The following is a 15,979-nucleotide window of genomic DNA, read 5'->3' as shown; positions in this document are numbered from 1 at the left end:
CCCTGCCGACAGCCTCACGGCCGTTCGCCGGCGTCCGAGTTCATTTCGCCCACGTTTCCTGACTGGGAGGTCTCTCTTGTTGAGTCCAGCACCTGCAACTCCGGGCCTGTGCATGGCGAGCCTCGATAAAACCTTGACCATCCAGCAGGCGAACCAGGAGTTCTTCAGGCAGTTCAACGGATCGTCCGAGGACATATGCGGTCGCAATTTCCGTGACGTCGTGCACCCGAGCGTGCAGCAACCGTTGATGCGTCAATTATTGAATTTACTCGAAGGGAAACACCAGCGATTCGTCACGCCCGTCATCGCCGTGGGGCCCGGCGCGGAGTCCGCCTTCACCGTTCCCCTCACCGCGGTCGCGGTACGCGGCGTCCTGCCCGACACGACCGCGATCCTGGTCATGATGCCCACGGCCGGGGACGCCGAGCAGACACCCGTGATGCCCCGACGCAAGAAGATCCTTTCCTCGATGGACGCGCGCATCCTCGAAGGCATCGCCGCCGGCGTCTCCACCATCCCCTTGGCGGCAAGCCTCTACCTCAGCCGGCAGGGCGTCGAGTACCACGTGACCTGCCTGCTGCGGAAGCTGAAGGTGCCCAACCGCGCCGCGCTGGTCTCCCGTGCCTACTCACTGGGCGTACTCAAGGTCGGCACCTGGCCGCCCCAGGTCGTGGACGACTTCGTGAAGTGAGCGGGCACGGGGCCCGCGCCGGGCGCCCGCGCGCGGGCGCCCGGGCGGCGTTCGCCCGGGCCGGACACAGGGTCGCCGGACTCGCCGTTCACCCGGTATGCGGCAAGCACATGGGGGAGCGGCTCGCGTGCGTGCACGCGCGGTGGACGAGCACCTCACCGGCGTCTACCACAGGCTCCGGACCGCCGGACGGCCCGAACCGGCCGCGTCCTGCCCTCTGCCGCCCGGTCCGGCGGACGCCTGAAGACATGCGTGAACTCTGCCCGCGCCCGGGAGCGGGCCGTACCGTGACGCCCTCTTCCGCGCCCCGGGCAACCGAACAGCCGTGCCTGGCCTTCACCGGGTCGGCCCGCGTCCGATCCGGACGTCGCCGACGGCCTTTGCGCGATCTTCACACGGTCCGTCCCGCCCCGGACCGCCACTCCGGTCGGCGTTCCGATTCACCTTTCCCCCCAAGTTCAGGAGCCACAGCGTGATTGCCCACCAGCCTCTGTCCCGCCGCCGCATGCTCGGCCTGGCGGTCCTGGGTGCCGCCGCACTCGGGGGGCAGACCACGATCACCGCCGCCCCCCGGGCGGCCGCCGCCACCGCAACCAGTGGTTCCGGCGGCACGTTCGTCCCTGCCGTCGTGGTCGGCACCGGTTACGGCGCGGCCGTCTCAGCCCTGCGCCTCGGCGAGGCAGGGGTCCCCACTCTGATGCTGGAGATGGGCCGACTGTGGAACCAGCCCGGTCCGGACGGCAACGTGTTCTCCGGAATGCTCAAGCCCGACAAGCGCTCCAGCTGGTTCAAGACCCGCACCGAGGCGCCGCTCGGCTCCTTCCTGTGGCTCGACCTCGCCAACCGGGACATCGAGCCCTACGCGGGCGTACTGGACCGGGTCAACTTCGACCAGATGTCCGTGTACGTGGGACGCGGGGTCGGTGGCGGTTCGCTCGTCAACGGCGGCATGGCGGTCACGCCCCGGCGCTCGTACTTCGAGGAGGTGCTGCCCCAGGTCGACGCCGAGGAGATGTACACCAAGTACTTCCCCCGCGCGAACTCCACCCTCCGGGTCAACAACATCGACAGGAGCTGGTTCGAGCAGACCGACTGGTACTCGTTCGCGCGTGTCTCGCGCCGGCAGGCCTCGAACGCGGGCCTGAGCACCACCTTCGTGCCCAACGTCTACGACTGGGACTACATGCGCCGTGAGGCGGACGGTGCGGTGCCCAAGTCCGCGCTGGCCGCCGAGGTGATCTACGGCAACAACCACGGCAAGGTCTCACTCGACAAGAGCTACCTGGCGGCCGCCCTGGGCACCGGCAAAGTCACCATCGAGACCTCGCACGAGGTCAGGACGATCCGTCAGCAGAACGACGGCACCTATGCGCTGACCGTCGAGCAGAGGGACGCCGACGGCAAGCTGCTCGCGACCAAGGAGGTCTCCTGCCGCCACCTCTTCCTCGGCGCAGGCAGCCTCGGCTCGACCGAGTTGCTGCTGCGTGCCCGGGAGACCGGCACTCTCCCGAACCTCAGCCCTGAGATCGGCGGAGGCTGGGGCCCCAACGGCAACATCATGACCGCCCGCGCCAACCACATGTGGAACCCCACGGGCACCAAGCAGTCGTCGATCCCCGCCCTCGGCATCGACGACTGGGACAACCCGGACACCCCCGTCTTCGCCGAGATCGCCCCCCTGCCGGCGGGAGTCGAGACCTGGGCCAGCCTCTACCTGGCCATCACCAAGAACCCGGAGCGCGGCACCTTCGTCTACGACGCCGCCAAGGACCGGGCGGACCTGCGCTGGACCCGGGACCAGAACGCACCCGCGGTCGCGGCCGCGAAATCGCTGTTCGACCGCATCAACAAGGCCAACGCCACCGTCTACCGGTACGACCTCTTCGGCAAGCAGATCAAAGCCTTCGCCGACGACTTCTGCTACCACCCGCTCGGCGGCTGCGTCCTCGGCAAGGCCACCGACAACTACGGCCGCGTCGCCGGATACAAGAACCTCTACGTGACCGACGGCTCACTCGTCCCCGGCAGTATCGGCGTCAACCCGTTCGTGACCATCACGGCACTGGCGGAGCGGAACGTCGAGCGCATCATCAAGCAGGACGTCACGGATTCCTGACCAGCGGTACGCGCGGCCCGACCGCGCCCCACCCCTTCTCCTCCCGGCGAACGCCCCGCCACGGCAGGCGGTCGAACCGAAACCGAAAAGGAACGACTCCGTGAACTCCCCGCTCACCGAGAACAACAGCCTCTGGATCCGCAGGTTCCACCCGCGCCCCGACAGCCGCGTCCGGCTGGTCTGCCTGCCCCACGCGGGCGGCTCCGCCAGCTTCTACTTCCCCGTGTCCCGGTCCATGCCCGACAGCGTCGACGTGCTGTGCGTGCAGTACCCCGGCCGCCAGGACCGCCGCACCGAACCTCTCCTGGACTCCGTACCGGCGCTCGCCGACAAGGTCTACGAAGCCCTCCTGCCCTGGACCGACCGGCCCATCGCCCTGTTCGGCCACAGCATGGGCGCCTCCCTCGCCTACGAGATCGCCCGACGGCTGGAGCAGGAGCGGGGCGTCACGCCCGCCGCCCTCATCGCCTCCGGCCGCCGCGCCCCGTCCACGCACCGTGACGAGACCCTCCACCTGCGCGACGACGACGGCCTCGTCGCCGAGATGCGCGGCCTCAGCGGCACCAACCCCCAGCTGCTGGGCGACGAGGAAGTCCTGCGCATGATCCTCCCGGCCATCCGGGCGGACTACCGCGCAGCCGAGACCTACGTCTGGGAACCCGGGCCGCCCCTGCGCTGCCCCGTGACCTGCCTCGTCGGCGACGACGACCCGAAGGTCACCGTGGAGGAGGCCGCCGCCTGGTCCGGGCACACCGACGGCCCCTTCATGCTGAAGGTCTTCCCCGGCGGCCACTTCTTCCTGGCCCAGCACCAGACGGAGATCGTCCGCCTCATGGCCACCCAGCTGGAGACGTCCGACCGGGCATGAGGACCGGCCTGCCCGTCGCGCCGTGAGACGTCCTCACAGCGCGGCGATCCTGCTGCAGCACGTTGCCATGGCCTGCGGCAGCAGGTCGTCCTGCAGAGCCCCCGACGGAGCGCTCCGTCACCAGCTTCCCGCACGTGCGGCGCGAGATGCTGGTTCGGTGCCGGTTTCGAGGCCGCAGACGAGACGAAACCACAGGCCCTGGTTCTGAACGGATGAGTTGTCATGCCACTCGATGGTGGTGCCGATGAGACTGGCGACGACGATGCGCTTGAGGTTGGTGGGGGAGTGGTGGTTCCGGAGGCCATGTGCGCCACTTCCTCGTGTGCGGTGGGGACGGGTACGTGTCGGCACACCGTAGAAACATGCAGGTCAGGTGCACATATGGCGGGGCAACATAGTTCGAGGGGTGGCTATGCGTGCGGCCACCATGCCGGCTCACGGAAGGGCGGTTCGGGGACTCGAAGGTGGTCGAAACGAGTGCTGTCCGGGACGCGTGGTTCGGGGTGATTCGGCGGTGCGGTGCTGACTCCCCCGTGCTGGTTCGGTGCTGACTGAAAGCCCATGTCATCACCCGTCTTCACCTGTCCCGTGCTGACTTGGTGCTGACTACGCTCCGTTGAAGTCGGGTATCTGGCGCTGATCGGCTCAGAGTCGTTGCGTGGTAGGTGATCGGGCTGAGAGGCCGAGCCCGGCCTTGGCGCTCAGTCGCCGTGGGCCCTCGGCCGGTGCAAGGAGCACAGGTCCGCGGGCACATGGGGTGCGACGACGCGACACCATGCCCGTGAGCGGTGGCCAGGACCGAGTCGGATCGGCGAGATCGCCGTCTCCGCTGCCGCGAAGGCGAGCCGGTGACGTTCGTCGTGAGGTTGTCCAGCTAGCGCTGCTTCGCCGCTGGGGCGCTACAGGCGGGTGTACGGGGGCACCCCCGGCCGAAGGCTGGGGGAGGCCGACCGCGCTCGGCCCTCCTCGTTCCTCGGAGGGCCTGTGCGCGCCCTCTTTCGACACCCGCACGCCCCCTTGGCTCAGCGGCCGGCCGGAGTCCGGGGTGGGGAAGGGCGTCGCCGGTTCAGGGTGTGGGAAACCGGGAGGGCCGGCGGGGACGATGACGTCCCCGCCGGCCTCGTGGCGGAATATGGCCCCTCAAACCGGACCACTTGCCCTCCGGTGTTGTGAGAACAGCCCCAGCCCCCCGGGAACACCCGCTCGCGGACCGGTGATCGCCCTTGCGCGCACCGAAGTGGCAATGAAATCAAGCCAGTTGTACCGCCCGGCATTGCGCGAAGGGGCGCGAGCTGTCACCGTCATGCGCGGAATGAAAATTGGATCATGACATTCCGCAACCCCGGCTTTACGGTTCCGGCTCCAAGGGTGGCAAACCTTGCTCCCCCCGTGCCGGAACGGTCAGAAGTGCCGGTTCCCTCATGACATGCCGGTTCCGGGCCCAGGACGGACGTCTGCCGTCGGGCCTGCGGCATCCTCCGCGAACGACGAAACCCGGCGGTGTGCGACACGGTTCGACCGACCGGTCATCCGCATATCCGTCGAAGGAGACATTTACCCCTTATGAAGACCATATCCAGGGATTCTTCCGTGAAGTCGGGCCGACGGGCCCGGACCGCCGTGGTGGCGGTGGCCGCGGTGCTCCTGTCGGCGGCCTCCCTGCTCGCCGCCGCCCCGGCGATGGCGGCTCCGGCGGCGATCAAGCTGACCTCCGCCTCCTGTCCCACCGAGATCCTGCAGGGTCAGTCGAGCGGCTGCGTCACCGAGCTGCAGAACCTGCTCAACGCCCACGGCGCCGGGCTGACGGTGGACGGCAGCTTCGGCGCCGCCACCTTGTACGCGGTCCGCGAGTACCAGGCCTCCGTCGCCATCGCCGTGGACGGACGGGTGGGCCCCGGCACCAAGGTCAAGCTCTACGCCACCGGCGGCTCGGCACCCTCCCCGATCACCCTGACGTCCGCCGCCTGTCCCACCGAGATCCTCCAGGGCAACAAGAGCGGCTGCGTCACCGAACTGCAGCAGCTGCTCCGTCACTTCGGCTACGACGTCGGCGTGGACGGCGAGTTCGGGGCGGGCACCCTGGCGGCGGTGAAGTCCTTCCAGTCCGCGAACGGCCTGACCGCCGACGGCCGGGTCGGCCCGGGCACCAAGTCCGCGCTCTACAACACCGACGAGTCCGGGTCGACGGCTCTGGACCTGCGCTCGGCGGCCTGCCCGACGACCATCACGGAGGACCAGAGCGGCGGTTGCGTCCTGACCCTGCAGGCCCTGCTCAACGGTCAGGGACAACACGTGGCCGTCGACGGCCAGTTCGGCGCCGAGACCTTCGTGGCCGTGCAGGCGTTCCAGACCGCGCACGGCCTGGAGCCCGACGGCGACGTCGGCCCGGCCACCAAGGCCGCCCTGTACGCCAACATCAGCGCTGGCGGCGGCAACGGCGCCCCGTCGCCGATCAACCTGACCTCGGCGTCCTGCCCGAACGAGATCATCAAGGGCCAGAAGAGCGGCTGTGTCACCGAGCTGCAGAGCCTGCTCAACCACCACGGCGCCGACCTGGCCGTCGACGGCGACTTCGGCGCGCTGACCGACAGCGCGGTGCGTGACTTCCAGGCAGAGGCGGGCCTCACGGCCGACGGCAGGGTCGGCCCCGGCACCAAGTCCGCCCTGTACGGCGTGGTCACCCCGCCGGCCACGACCCCGTCCGGCGGCGGGTACGCCAGGATGCTGGAGGTGGCCGAGGCCGAGGTCGGCACGGTCCAGGGCAGCGCCCGGGCGAACAGCTACGGCTCCGCCGTGGGCATGTCCAAGTCGACCAACAAGTACGCCTGGTGTGCGACCTTCGTGAGCTGGGTGGCCAAGCAGACGGGGGCCACCACCTTCAACGACACCTACGTCTCGGGCTGGGTCAACAAGGCGCGGGCCGGCCAGCGGCACCTCTCGGTGACGACCGACCCGCAGCCCGGCGACATCGTGGCCTATGACTGGAACGGCGGCAGCGACTTCACCGGCGGGCACGAGCACATAGGCATCGTCCGCACGGTGAGCGGCGGTTCCTCCTTCACCGCCGTCGAGGGCAACACCACGGACGACAACGGCAACGGGCCGTACGGCGTCTACATCAGGCACCGCACCACAGCGAGCTTCTACGACGTGGTCTTCATCCGCGTCCGCTGACCGGGTACCGGACCGAGGCGCCGTTTCCTCCGGGCACGTGATCCCGTGGCACCGGCAGACGGTCGCCCCGTCGACACGACGCGGGCCCGTGAGCCGTCCGGCATGACCGGACGGCTCACGGCCTAGGGCGGCCGACGGCGGGGCTACAGGGCGGCGATGACGTCGGCAGAGGCCATCGGCAGCGAGAACATCGAGAAGTTGTAGGCGATGGCGTTGTCCTGCTTGTCCTACGAGGTGACGGCGACGCAGTCGGTCAGAGTGATCACCCGGAAGCCGTGCTCGTAACCGGTGCGCATGGTCGACTCCACCTTCAGCGCGGCTTCCCAGTGAGGGGGCAGGTCTTGAGAAGGAGGGTCCATCGCACCATCGCGTTTCTGGCCACGGTGTGCGGTTTCACTCTGTACCTCACGGACGCATCCACCGCGGCTGCCGCAGCACGGCGGCAGGGATTCTCGCCACGCTGGTGAACAAGACCGGCACCACCATCACCGTCACTTCCGGGGTGGGGCGGGGCAACAGCATCACCGTTGGGCAGACCGGCAACAGCATCAGGGGCACCGTCGCACCGTCCGGCGACTGCACTCCAAGGGACCCGGCAACGACACCCTCGACGGCGGCCTCGGCTTCGACACCTGCAACCGTGACACAGGGGACCCGGCCGTCAACTGCCCCTGAATAATTGCCCCTCGACCGGCACCGCTGGATGGCCGGAAGGTGCCGGGCCGTGCGGCTGCGCGGTCCGACCCCCTGACCCGGGTGCTCACAACCTGGCCGCTTCTGCGTGATCAGGGTGGTGTTCCGCAGCGTCGACGCTGATGCGACCGCTGTCGCCGCGTCGGCCCCGGCAGTCCGGCGCGCCTCACCTCCATGCCGGTAAGTGCTCAATTCTGGTTGCCCTCCCACGGTCTGGCAGGTCTCGAAGGTGGGAGCAGACTCGCGGCGGCCGCCGAGACGACCGGCTGTGGTCGCAGTGCGGTTGCTGCTGCCCGTGGGACTCTCCTCAGCCTGACTGCCTTGCCCCAGGACATCGCAGGAGCGAAGAAATTGCGCCCAGGGGACGTCGAGCCGTGGGAAGTGAGCAGCACTCGGCCCGGATCGAGCCGCAACCGTTCGGCTCGTACGCCGAGGCTGCCGCGCCGTCCCGGTCATCAACGTCCTTTCCAGCAGAGTTACATACCCCACTTTTCAGCCTGCGGGTGAGCACTCATTCGATGCGCCCCGTTGAACCCAGTAACCGGTGACCCACCTATAGACCGGTAAGTGAGGTTCGTGCATGTCAAAGATCGGTCCGAAACAAACCAAGCGGCGTCTCCCCGCCGCTGACTGCTGCCCGGGTTGGGTGCACCTTTGCTCCCGTCAACTCAAGGACTGAGGACGGTCGCTTCATGGACTACTGCATCCCGTGCAGCCGCACGCTCAACGGCGCCGTTACCTGCCCAGAGTGTGGGGCATACGACCCCGGCATGGCACAGCCGAGCGATCGGAGAGGCGGTGCTCCGGCCGTCGAGGCCGCGATGCCGGAGGTCCGCTCGAGTCGGGGACCGAGCTCCTCCGGGTCGCCCCTTCCCGGGTCACCGACTGCCTCGCAAGACCTGTCGGCTGACCGGTACGACCGTCCGGCGCGGCTGAAGAAGTATGCCGTCCGGTCTCTTGCCGCAGCCGCCTTCACCCTCCTCGGAGGCCTGGCCACCGCATCGGTGTTTCCCCCGTCGACGGCCCCACGAGCAGCCTCGATCCCGGAACAGCCGTCCCCCGAAGAGCCCGGGGTCCGCGTTCCCGATTCACAGGCTTCACCGGAGCGTGTGACCACGCACCCGGCCCGAAAGGGCGTACGGGACCGAAACGGTGACGGGATCCGGCGTCCTCTGCCAACGGCGACTCGCAGCACGTCACCGGTCTCTCGGCCTCCCGCCACCACCAGTGCGCCGCCACCGGTGAAGGCGAAGCCGACCCCCCGAGCCTCCAGCGGCCGCCGCCCCAGCTCCCCCTCGCAGACGGCAACCCCTTCCGCGAGGCCCTCCGCCAGTTCCTCCGCCAGTCCTTCCGTCAGTCCTTCCGGCAGCATCAGCGCCTCTTCTACCAGTTAGTGGCTCACCGAGCAGCAAAGGGGAAGCCGGTGGCTGAAACACTGGCAGGGCTCCCCAGCACAGAAACCTCCACCTGGTCCGCGCACGGCATCCGCCTGATCGGCAGCGGGCTCGCCAGCGCCGACAGAGGCCACAACCACGCACCCGTCTGCCGTCAACGAGGTGCGGCACGTTGACTGTGGCCAGGAGTTCAACGCTGGCGATGGCGTAGCCCTCACCGGCCCGGGCACCGGCGACGAGGACGCGAACATCGGCAATTTCTGAACGGTGATCGGTTGCCCCAGTGCGCCGTGAAGAGGTGGGTCTCGCGCTTCCAGTGGTCATGGGGTTGCGGCGGCCGCCCGGCGCGCGGCACACCAGGTTGGCAGGGCGGCTTGGTGGCAGGGCTTGGTGGCAGGTGGTGCAGACACCGGTTCAGCACCTCGGAACGTACCGGAGGGCGTCGAGGACTTGGTAGGGGGTGAGACCGGTCCGGGTGCTTTTGGGGCGAGGCGCTGTTCGGTGAGGAAGACGTGGGTGGCGGTCACGAGGGTGACGTGGTGGTGCCGGCCGGCCAGGATCGGCTTTCGAAGTGGTCCGGTCCCAGGCCGTGTTGAGTTCGCGGTGGTCGTGCTCGATGCGCCGGCGGACCTTGGCTGGACAGACCAGGTAGCTACTGGACTGCTTGCGGGAGCCGTTCATTTTCTGTCCGTCGTCCCTCTGCGCCGCATCCCACGCACTGGGCACCGACGAGTAGCCGGCACCGACGATTCGGTGCTGGGAACGTGCGATCGCCCACAGTTATGTTGTGCACAATTAAATTGCGTACTAGCGTCTGTGCGCAGTACACCACGAGAGGGAGGCGGCACAATGAATCCTGTTCGCTACGAGGACTACCGGCCCATCGAACGCCCTTCCTACCAGGAGGAGATGGAAGCAGTCATCGCCCAGGTGGCGCGTCGTACTCGCGCCTCGGTCGAGCGCGAGACCGTCGGCCGCGCTGTCCGCACGGCCCACGGCAAGACCTACGGCCTCCTCAAGGCCACGGTCACGGTTGGTGACAATTCTGGCTTCTACCGGCAGGGAATCTTCGCACGGCCGACCGCGTACGACGCCGTCGTCCGCTACTCGAACGGCTTGGGCCACGACCGCCCCGACCACCAGTTGGGCGCGGCTTGCGGAATGGGCATCAAGCTGTTCGGAGTTGCGGGCCCCTCGCTGCTGGACGACGAACGAGACAGCGGTACCTTCGACCTCAACCTGATCAACAACGATGTCTTCTTCGCGAACACGGCCTACGACTACATGGTGATCGAGGATTTGTTCGCCGAATTGCCCGAGGCCCTCGTGGACCCCGCCCGCCGCAAGACCTGGATGGCGGAGTTCCTGACCCGTCGGCTGACGCTCACCGATCCTGACAGCTGGCTGTGGGACGAACTGCTCGCCATGCTGTCGTTCACCGGTGTCCCGCGCAGGAACCTGCTGTCGTACAGCTACAACAGCATGGGCGCCTTCCGGTACGGCGAACACATCGCCAAGATCCGTACCGTGCCGACCGCCGCGTCCCTGGCCTCCATCACGCAGCAGATCGTGGACGTGCGCGCGGACAATGAGGCATTCCGCCGCACCTTGGTGGCCGAGGCCGCGGAGCGAGACCACTCCTTCGAGCTCCAGGTCCAGCTCAACACCGATCTGGCCCGTATGCCGGTGGACAACACGTCCGTCAAGTGGCCCGAGGACCTGTCCCCCTGGGTGACGGTCGCCCGGGTGGATCTCCCGCGCCAGGCTATCGGCGGGTACGACAACCTGGCGGCCGCCGACGCCACGTCGATCACGCCATGGCGTTCACGCGAGGACCACCGGCCCATCGGCGAGATTCAGCGGGTGCGGCAGGAGGTGTACCGGCGCTCGTCCATCGAACGGCACCGCATCAACGGGCAAGAGCGGCGCGAACCGGCCGGCAGCGCTGAGCTGCTGGGCTGAGCTGCCTCGGTCGCGCCCGCCGTCGCGCAGGTCAAGTGGTAGGCGTAGCGCGCTTCGAGGTTCGGGGGCCGCGTGCTCTCTCTGCGGTGGGCCGCTCCCGCGTCGCCTTCCTGCCCTCACCCGGGGCCGGGTGATGCCTCGATACCCGGGGCTGCGAGTCGCTCGGCTGCCTGGGTGTTCGGCGTGATACGACTGTGCTTCATGAGGCAGTGCGTATGCGTGTGACTACGTGGAGTCTCGCCCGAGGGTCCGTTCGGGAATGGAGTGCGGTTGCCCCGACGAGGCTCCCGGTCCGTCGCCGAGGTGGAGGGTGGGGGAATTGAGAGCCCAAGAGGTCCCGGCGTCCGTCCTGGTGGGGGTCGGTTCCTGGGTGCCGCCGCGCCGCGTGGCCAACGAGGAACTGGCCGAGCGCCTGGGCCGGTCGCCCGAGTGGATGTACCAGCGCTCCGGCATCCGGTCCCGGCACGTCGTGGAGCCGGGTACCAGCAGCGGGGACCTGGCGGTCGAGGCCGGCCGCGAGGCGCTGGTCCGGTCGGCGGTCGGCCAGGTCGCCGCCGTGGTCGTCGCCACCACGTCGCCGGACAGGCCGTGCCCCGGCACCGCTCCGAGCGTCGCCTCACGACTGGGGATGGCCGGAGCGATCGCGCTGGACGTCCAGGCCGTGTGCGCCGGCTTCGTCTACGGGTTGGCGGTCGCGCAGGGCCTGATCGCGGCGGGCACGGCCGACAGTGTCCTGGTGGTCGGTACTGATTCGCTGTCGCTGAGCGTCGCTCCGGACGACCCCACGAGCATGTTGTTCGGCGACGGAGCCGGCGCCGTCGTCCTGCGTTCGGGCCACCGTGAGGAGCCCGGCGCCCTCGGGCCCTGCGTGCTGGGCAGCGACGGCGGTGGCCGCGACCTGATCACCGTACGCGGTGGTGGTTCCGAGGAACGCTCAAGACCCGGCGGCGCACCGGCGGACCGGTATCTGCGCCTGGAGGGGCAGGAAGTGTTCTGGCGCGCCGTGCAGCACATGACGTCCGCCTCCCGCGAGGCGCTGGACGCCGCGCGGTGGAAGCCGCAGGACGTGGACCGGATCGTCGCCCACCAGGCGAACGCGCGGATCCTGGCCATGCTCGCCGAGCGGTTGGGCGTCGACGCGGAGCGCGCGCTGTCCAATGTCGAGCAGGTCGGCAACACCTCGGCCGCCTCGATTCCGATCCTGCTCGATCACGCCGACCGCGCGGGGGACCTCAGGCCCGGACACCGCGTCCTGCTCACGGCCTTCGGCGGCGGCCTGACCTGGGGAGCCACCACCCTCGTGTGGCCGGACTTCCTGAGCCCGGACCAAAGCCCTCACCAACTCAGCTCGGAGAGACGGTATGTACGACCTTTTGGTGAAGATCTTGACTGACAGGTTCCAGGTGCGGCCCGAACTGGTCTCCCCCGAGGCCAGGCCGACGGCCCTGGGCCTGGACTCACTGTTCGTGGTGGAACTGTCCTTCGTGCTGGAAGGAGACCCCGGCGTGCAGATCAGCTTCGATGAACTCGCTGGTGCGGGCACTTTGGCGGAGATCGCCCAGTTGATGCAGAACAAACAGGACGCGTCGGTCTGAGGAGCGCGGACGGGCCCGCCGGGACATGCGGCGGGCCCTTCGCTCCGACGTGTCGTCGGGGCGTGCCGAAGCGACGTCAGCGGCCTGTGGCGCCCGCGGGACGCCGGAACATCAGGGCGTGCACGGTGAATCGTGACCCGTCGAACTCCGCTTGGCCCGCCGCCCGCCGTTCCTTCAGCAGGGTCAGCATGGTCTCCTTGTGCTCGGCGTACGCCAGGAGCGGGATGTCCATCTCGAAGATCTCCAGCGTCTCGGACTCATAGCCGCGCGCGGTGAGTTCCGTGACGGTGCGGGGAATGTCGGCGAGCGAGGAGTGCGCCATGAGCAGGGTGCCGCCCGGCGCGAGGAGCGTGTCCATGCGTTCCACGACGGAGTCGTACACCGCGCGGCCGCCCCTGCGGGCGACGAGAGCGGTCTCCAGCCCGTTTCCCGTCGCGTAGCTCGGGTCGTAGGGCAGGTGCGGCGGATTGGTGATCACCAGGTCGAACCGCTCATCGGGGGTGTACTCCTCCAGCGGTGAGGTGACACAGGTCAGCCGGGTGCCGTCGAGACCGTTGGCCACGACGTTGGCCGTGGTCTGGCCGGCGGACGCCGGGTTGATGTCCAGGGCGGTCACCAGCTCCGCTCCGGCCGCGAGCAGGGCGACACTGTAGAGACCGGACCCGGCTCCGATGTCCAGGGCCCTCACGCCTTCCAGTCCAGGGGCGTTGTCACCGTTGAGGGCGCTGATCAGGCTCAGCCCGCAGTCGGTGGGAAACAGGATCTCGGCGGGGTCCTCCACGACGAGCCGCAGACGCGTGCCGCGGAACGCGAAGATCCCGCACGAGGGCCGGGTCTCCCACAGCGAGCCGTTCTCGCCGACGGGCAGGACACGGCGCCGCGCCGGCGTCCGGATCGGGGAATCGGTCATCAGAACGGAACCTTTCGACAGGAGGGGAACGGCAGGCGGACCGGTCACTCGGCGAGGGCGGACAGTACGGTGCGAACGGCGTCGTCGGCGATGCGTGCCGCGCGCAGTGCCGGGACCATGTCCTCGATGTAGCTGAAGTTCCAGGCCAGTTGGCCGTGGCTGGTGGTCGTCGTCGCCACGATGGCGCCCATCACCGAGACGCCCGTGAGGAACTGGGCGTCGCCGACCCGCCACGAGCCCACCCGGTCGGGAAACTCGTAGCGGCCGACGTTGGACAGGCACAGGTTGATCGGTCCTTCCTCGTCCATGAACCGCATGAACGACTCGCCGTCCGCCAGCGACTTCGGTCCCGCCCAGCGCGGCAGGCTGACCGTGGCGAGGTGCTCCTGGCGCCTGCGGCGCCGCACCAGGTCCTGACTGATCTCCCGGGCCATCGGCCACAACGGCCCACCGGGTGTGTAACGGACGCGGGAGGGGACCGTGGCCACGTAGGTGCCGACCTCGTCGGGGGAGACGGCCGGGGCGAGGTCACCACGGAAGTCGACCGGAGAGCCGATCGAGAAATGAGCGCCCGCCGCGGCCTGCGCGTCCCGGGCGACCGCCGTCACCAGCGCGGCGGCCAGTACGCCGTGGACCGTGGTCCCCTGTCGCCTGGCCGTCTCCGCCAGGAGATCCACCTGGGTGGACGGCAGGGATCGGTGCACCATCTGGGTACGCCGCTGTCCGAACGGGACGCGACGGCTGGGAACGACCCGCTGTGCGGGGCGCCGCCGGGCCGCCCGCTGCTCCCGTCGCATCATGGCCCTGAACTCCGCGACACCGGCCGCGCCCCGGAGGCGGGGCGGCAGCAGGTCGTCCGTCGCCGGCAGGACCCGTCTGGTGTCGGCCTGGGGCAATGTGCCCCGGTCCAACTGCGCGGCGAGCTCGGTCCACTCCCGGACGAGGGACAGACACGTCTTGCCGTCGGCGATGATGTGCGAGGCGGTGAGCAGCAGGTCGTGGACGTTCCCCGCCTCGTCGCTTCCGGTGATCACCACCGCACGCAGCAGAGGCCCGGTTCGCCAGTCCATGCCCGCCACGAGCTCGTGCTCGTTGACCTCGCGCTCCCACCTGGTGTCGGCCGTGGGGTCGTCCGGTGCCACATGGACGTAACGCAGCGGGATCTGCTGCCCGTCCAGCGGAACGAAGGCGGGATGTGCTCCGGTGCCGTCGTCGGTGATCGCCACCCGCAGCAGGGGGTGCCGGAGCTGGAGGGTGTCCAGGGCGCGGCGGTGCAGTGCCGGGGGCAGGTGTCCATGCACGCGGACGCGGGCGATGACGTTCAGCGGTGAGGTCCGGCCGGCGATCCAGTACAGGCGCTCCAGCGGGCTCAACTCGCGCTGGACACCGGTGGGTTCAGTCGCCGGGCCATCCGGATAGGTGAGGGCCTCGGCGGTCTGCCGGGCGAGGATGTGACGGGGTACGAACCGGAAGTAGGCGTTGCGGACCAGACGGTGGCGCAGGTCGGCTCCCTGGGTCAGTTCGCTCATCCTGCGGGATCCGGCCACCATCGCCCGGGTGCGGTCACGGCGCCGCTCCTCGTAGGCGCGCAGGGCCCGCACCGGGTCGTCGCCGGTCGTCGCCCCGGCCAGCGTCCGGGCCAGTACGACGGCGTCCTCCATGGCCGTGCCGGCTCCCTGGGCGAGCGTGGTGAGCATGGGGTGGGCGGCGTCGCCGAGCAGGGTGACTGGGCCGTCGCCCCATCGTTCCAGGAAGGCCCGGTCGTGCGACGGGGCGGTGAGGATGTCCGCCTGCGGAGTGGCCTCGATGACCGCCCGCACCTCGTCGGCCCAGCCCTCGTAGGCCCGGCTGACGGTGTCCTTGACGCGGTCCGGGCGGGGAGCGCCGTCGGACGTGCTCATGGCGGCCCACCAGTAGGCGCGGCCGTGGCCGATGTCGATGAGGCCGAAACGCTGTCCGCTGCCCCAGTAGTGGCGGACGGCGCCCGTGGTGAGGCAGGGGTGCTGGAAGGGGACGACACCGAGCCGGAAGAGGTAGCCGGCGTCCCGTGCCTGCTCGGGGCCGACGAGGTGGCGCCGTACGGCCGAGTTGAAGCCGTCGGCGCCGATCAGGATGTCCCCGCTCGTCGAGCGGCCGTCGGTGAAGCGGACGGTGACCGCCGCGCCGGTGGTCTCGAAGCCGGTGGCGGTCGCCCCCAGGTGGATGGGGCAGTCCCCGGCCTCCGCCAGCAGAGCCTCCTGGAGGTCCGCGCGGCTGATGCAGAAGCTGGGCGCGCCCGCCCGGTCGCAGGCCTCCTTGAACGGCAGGTCCCTGATCCGTCGGCCGCGCCGGTCCATGTATCTGAACGACTCCACGGCCTGACCGCGCTTGTCCAGGCCCAGATCGATGCCGAAGCCCGCCAGGGCGGTGACGGCGTTGCTCATGACCGACAGAGCGGAGCCGGCGCCCCGCAGTTCGGTGGCACGTTCGTAGACCTCGACGTCGATGCCGACGCGCCGCAGCGCGACCGCACACGTCAGACCGCCGATACCGGCGCCGATGACAAGGGCTCTGGGGCGATGTCCCGATGGCATGAC

Annotated in this window: 11 protein-coding genes and 1 pseudogene; 7 read left to right on the top strand and 5 right to left on the bottom strand. The window is 69.3% G+C overall.

Annotated features, from left to right (window positions below):
• Positions 1–133: 133 nt before the first annotated feature.
• The 4 genes from ACFYW8_RS35725 (at position 134) to ACFYW8_RS35710 (ending at position 6,849) form a co-directional block, all read left to right on the top strand.
• A complete protein-coding gene (locus ACFYW8_RS35725; RefSeq protein WP_389088236.1) occupies positions 134–691 on the top strand; it encodes a LuxR C-terminal-related transcriptional regulator in 558 nt (185 codons plus the stop codon).
• 505 nt (positions 692–1,196) lie between these two features.
• A complete protein-coding gene (locus ACFYW8_RS35720) occupies positions 1,197–2,807 on the top strand; it encodes a GMC oxidoreductase (protein ID WP_389088314.1) in 1,611 nt (536 codons plus the stop codon).
• A 100-nt stretch (positions 2,808–2,907) separates the two neighbouring features.
• Positions 2,908–3,675, top strand: a complete 768-nt coding sequence (locus tag ACFYW8_RS35715; protein WP_389088231.1) for a thioesterase II family protein — start codon at positions 2,908–2,910, stop codon at positions 3,673–3,675.
• A gap of 1,563 nt (positions 3,676–5,238) precedes the next feature.
• Positions 5,239–6,849: a peptidoglycan-binding protein gene (locus ACFYW8_RS35710; RefSeq protein WP_389088224.1), complete on the top strand. Its 1,611-nt coding sequence runs from the start codon at positions 5,239–5,241 to the stop codon at positions 6,847–6,849.
• Between the two features lie 227 nt (positions 6,850–7,076).
• On the opposite strand, the gene ACFYW8_RS35705 is transcribed toward ACFYW8_RS35710, so the two are convergent.
• The 3 genes and pseudogenes from ACFYW8_RS35705 to ACFYW8_RS35695 form a co-directional block, all read right to left on the bottom strand.
• Entirely contained in the window at positions 7,077–7,208 is a 132-nt protein-coding gene (locus tag ACFYW8_RS35705) for a hypothetical protein (RefSeq protein WP_365881140.1), read from the bottom strand.
• A gap of 46 nt (positions 7,209–7,254) precedes the next feature.
• Complete coding sequence (locus tag ACFYW8_RS35700) at positions 7,255–7,398, bottom strand: hypothetical protein (protein ID WP_365881138.1); 144 nt, start codon at positions 7,396–7,398, stop codon at positions 7,255–7,257.
• A gap of 1,966 nt (positions 7,399–9,364) precedes the next feature.
• A pseudogene (locus tag ACFYW8_RS35695) lies at positions 9,365–9,596 on the bottom strand (IS701 family transposase); the annotation flags it as partial.
• Between the two features lie 189 nt (positions 9,597–9,785).
• Here ACFYW8_RS35695 and ACFYW8_RS35690 point away from each other — a divergent pair.
• From ACFYW8_RS35690 to ACFYW8_RS35680, 3 genes are all read left to right on the top strand, one after another.
• Positions 9,786–10,898, top strand: a complete 1,113-nt coding sequence (locus tag ACFYW8_RS35690; protein WP_389088213.1) for a catalase family protein — start codon at positions 9,786–9,788, stop codon at positions 10,896–10,898.
• 319 nt (positions 10,899–11,217) lie between these two features.
• Entirely contained in the window at positions 11,218–12,291 is a 1,074-nt protein-coding gene (locus ACFYW8_RS35685; protein ID WP_389088209.1) for a beta-ketoacyl-ACP synthase III, read from the top strand.
• Positions 12,275–12,493, top strand: a complete 219-nt coding sequence (locus ACFYW8_RS35680; RefSeq protein ID WP_389088204.1) for an acyl carrier protein — start codon at positions 12,275–12,277, stop codon at positions 12,491–12,493. Before ACFYW8_RS35685 ends, ACFYW8_RS35680 begins: the two co-directional genes overlap by 17 nt.
• Before the next feature lie 76 nt (positions 12,494–12,569).
• Here the strand turns inward: ACFYW8_RS35680 and ACFYW8_RS35675 are convergent, their stop codons facing one another.
• Both ACFYW8_RS35675 and ACFYW8_RS35670 read right to left on the bottom strand, forming a co-directional pair.
• A complete protein-coding gene (locus tag ACFYW8_RS35675) occupies positions 12,570–13,403 on the bottom strand; it encodes a methyltransferase (protein WP_389088200.1) in 834 nt (277 codons plus the stop codon).
• 44 nt (positions 13,404–13,447) lie between these two features.
• Positions 13,448–15,976: an FAD-dependent monooxygenase gene (locus ACFYW8_RS35670; RefSeq protein WP_389088195.1), complete on the bottom strand. Its 2,529-nt coding sequence runs from the start codon at positions 15,974–15,976 to the stop codon at positions 13,448–13,450.
• Positions 15,977–15,979: the final 3 nt, after the last annotated feature.

Source organism: Streptomyces sp. NPDC002742 (genome assembly GCF_042888885.1).
Classification (GTDB): Bacteria; Actinomycetota; Actinomycetes; order Streptomycetales; family Streptomycetaceae; genus Streptomyces.
The sequence above is the reverse complement of the archived record's forward strand: the minus strand, read 5'-3'. Positions and strand labels throughout refer to the sequence as shown.

What these genes read in the sequence shown, in the direction of transcription:
- ACFYW8_RS35720 (WP_389088314.1), top strand. Translation starts at nt 1,197, where the DNA reads ATGCTCGGCCTGGCGGTCCTGGGTGCCGCCGCACTCGGGGGGCAGACC.
- ACFYW8_RS35710 (WP_389088224.1), top strand. Translation starts at nt 5,239, where the DNA reads ATGAAGACCATATCCAGGGATTCTTCCGTGAAGTCGGGCCGACGGGCC.
- ACFYW8_RS35705 (WP_365881140.1), bottom strand. Translation starts at nt 7,208, where the DNA reads ATGGACCCTCCTTCTCAAGACCTGCCCCCTCACTGGGAAGCCGCGCTG.
- ACFYW8_RS35700 (WP_365881138.1), bottom strand. Translation starts at nt 7,398, where the DNA reads ATGCTGTTGCCGGTCTGCCCAACGGTGATGCTGTTGCCCCGCCCCACC.
- ACFYW8_RS35690 (WP_389088213.1), top strand. Translation starts at nt 9,786, where the DNA reads ATGAATCCTGTTCGCTACGAGGACTACCGGCCCATCGAACGCCCTTCC.
- ACFYW8_RS35675 (WP_389088200.1), bottom strand. Translation starts at nt 13,403, where the DNA reads ATGACCGATTCCCCGATCCGGACGCCGGCGCGGCGCCGTGTCCTGCCC.
- ACFYW8_RS35670 (WP_389088195.1), bottom strand. Translation starts at nt 15,976, where the DNA reads ATGCCATCGGGACATCGCCCCAGAGCCCTTGTCATCGGCGCCGGTATC.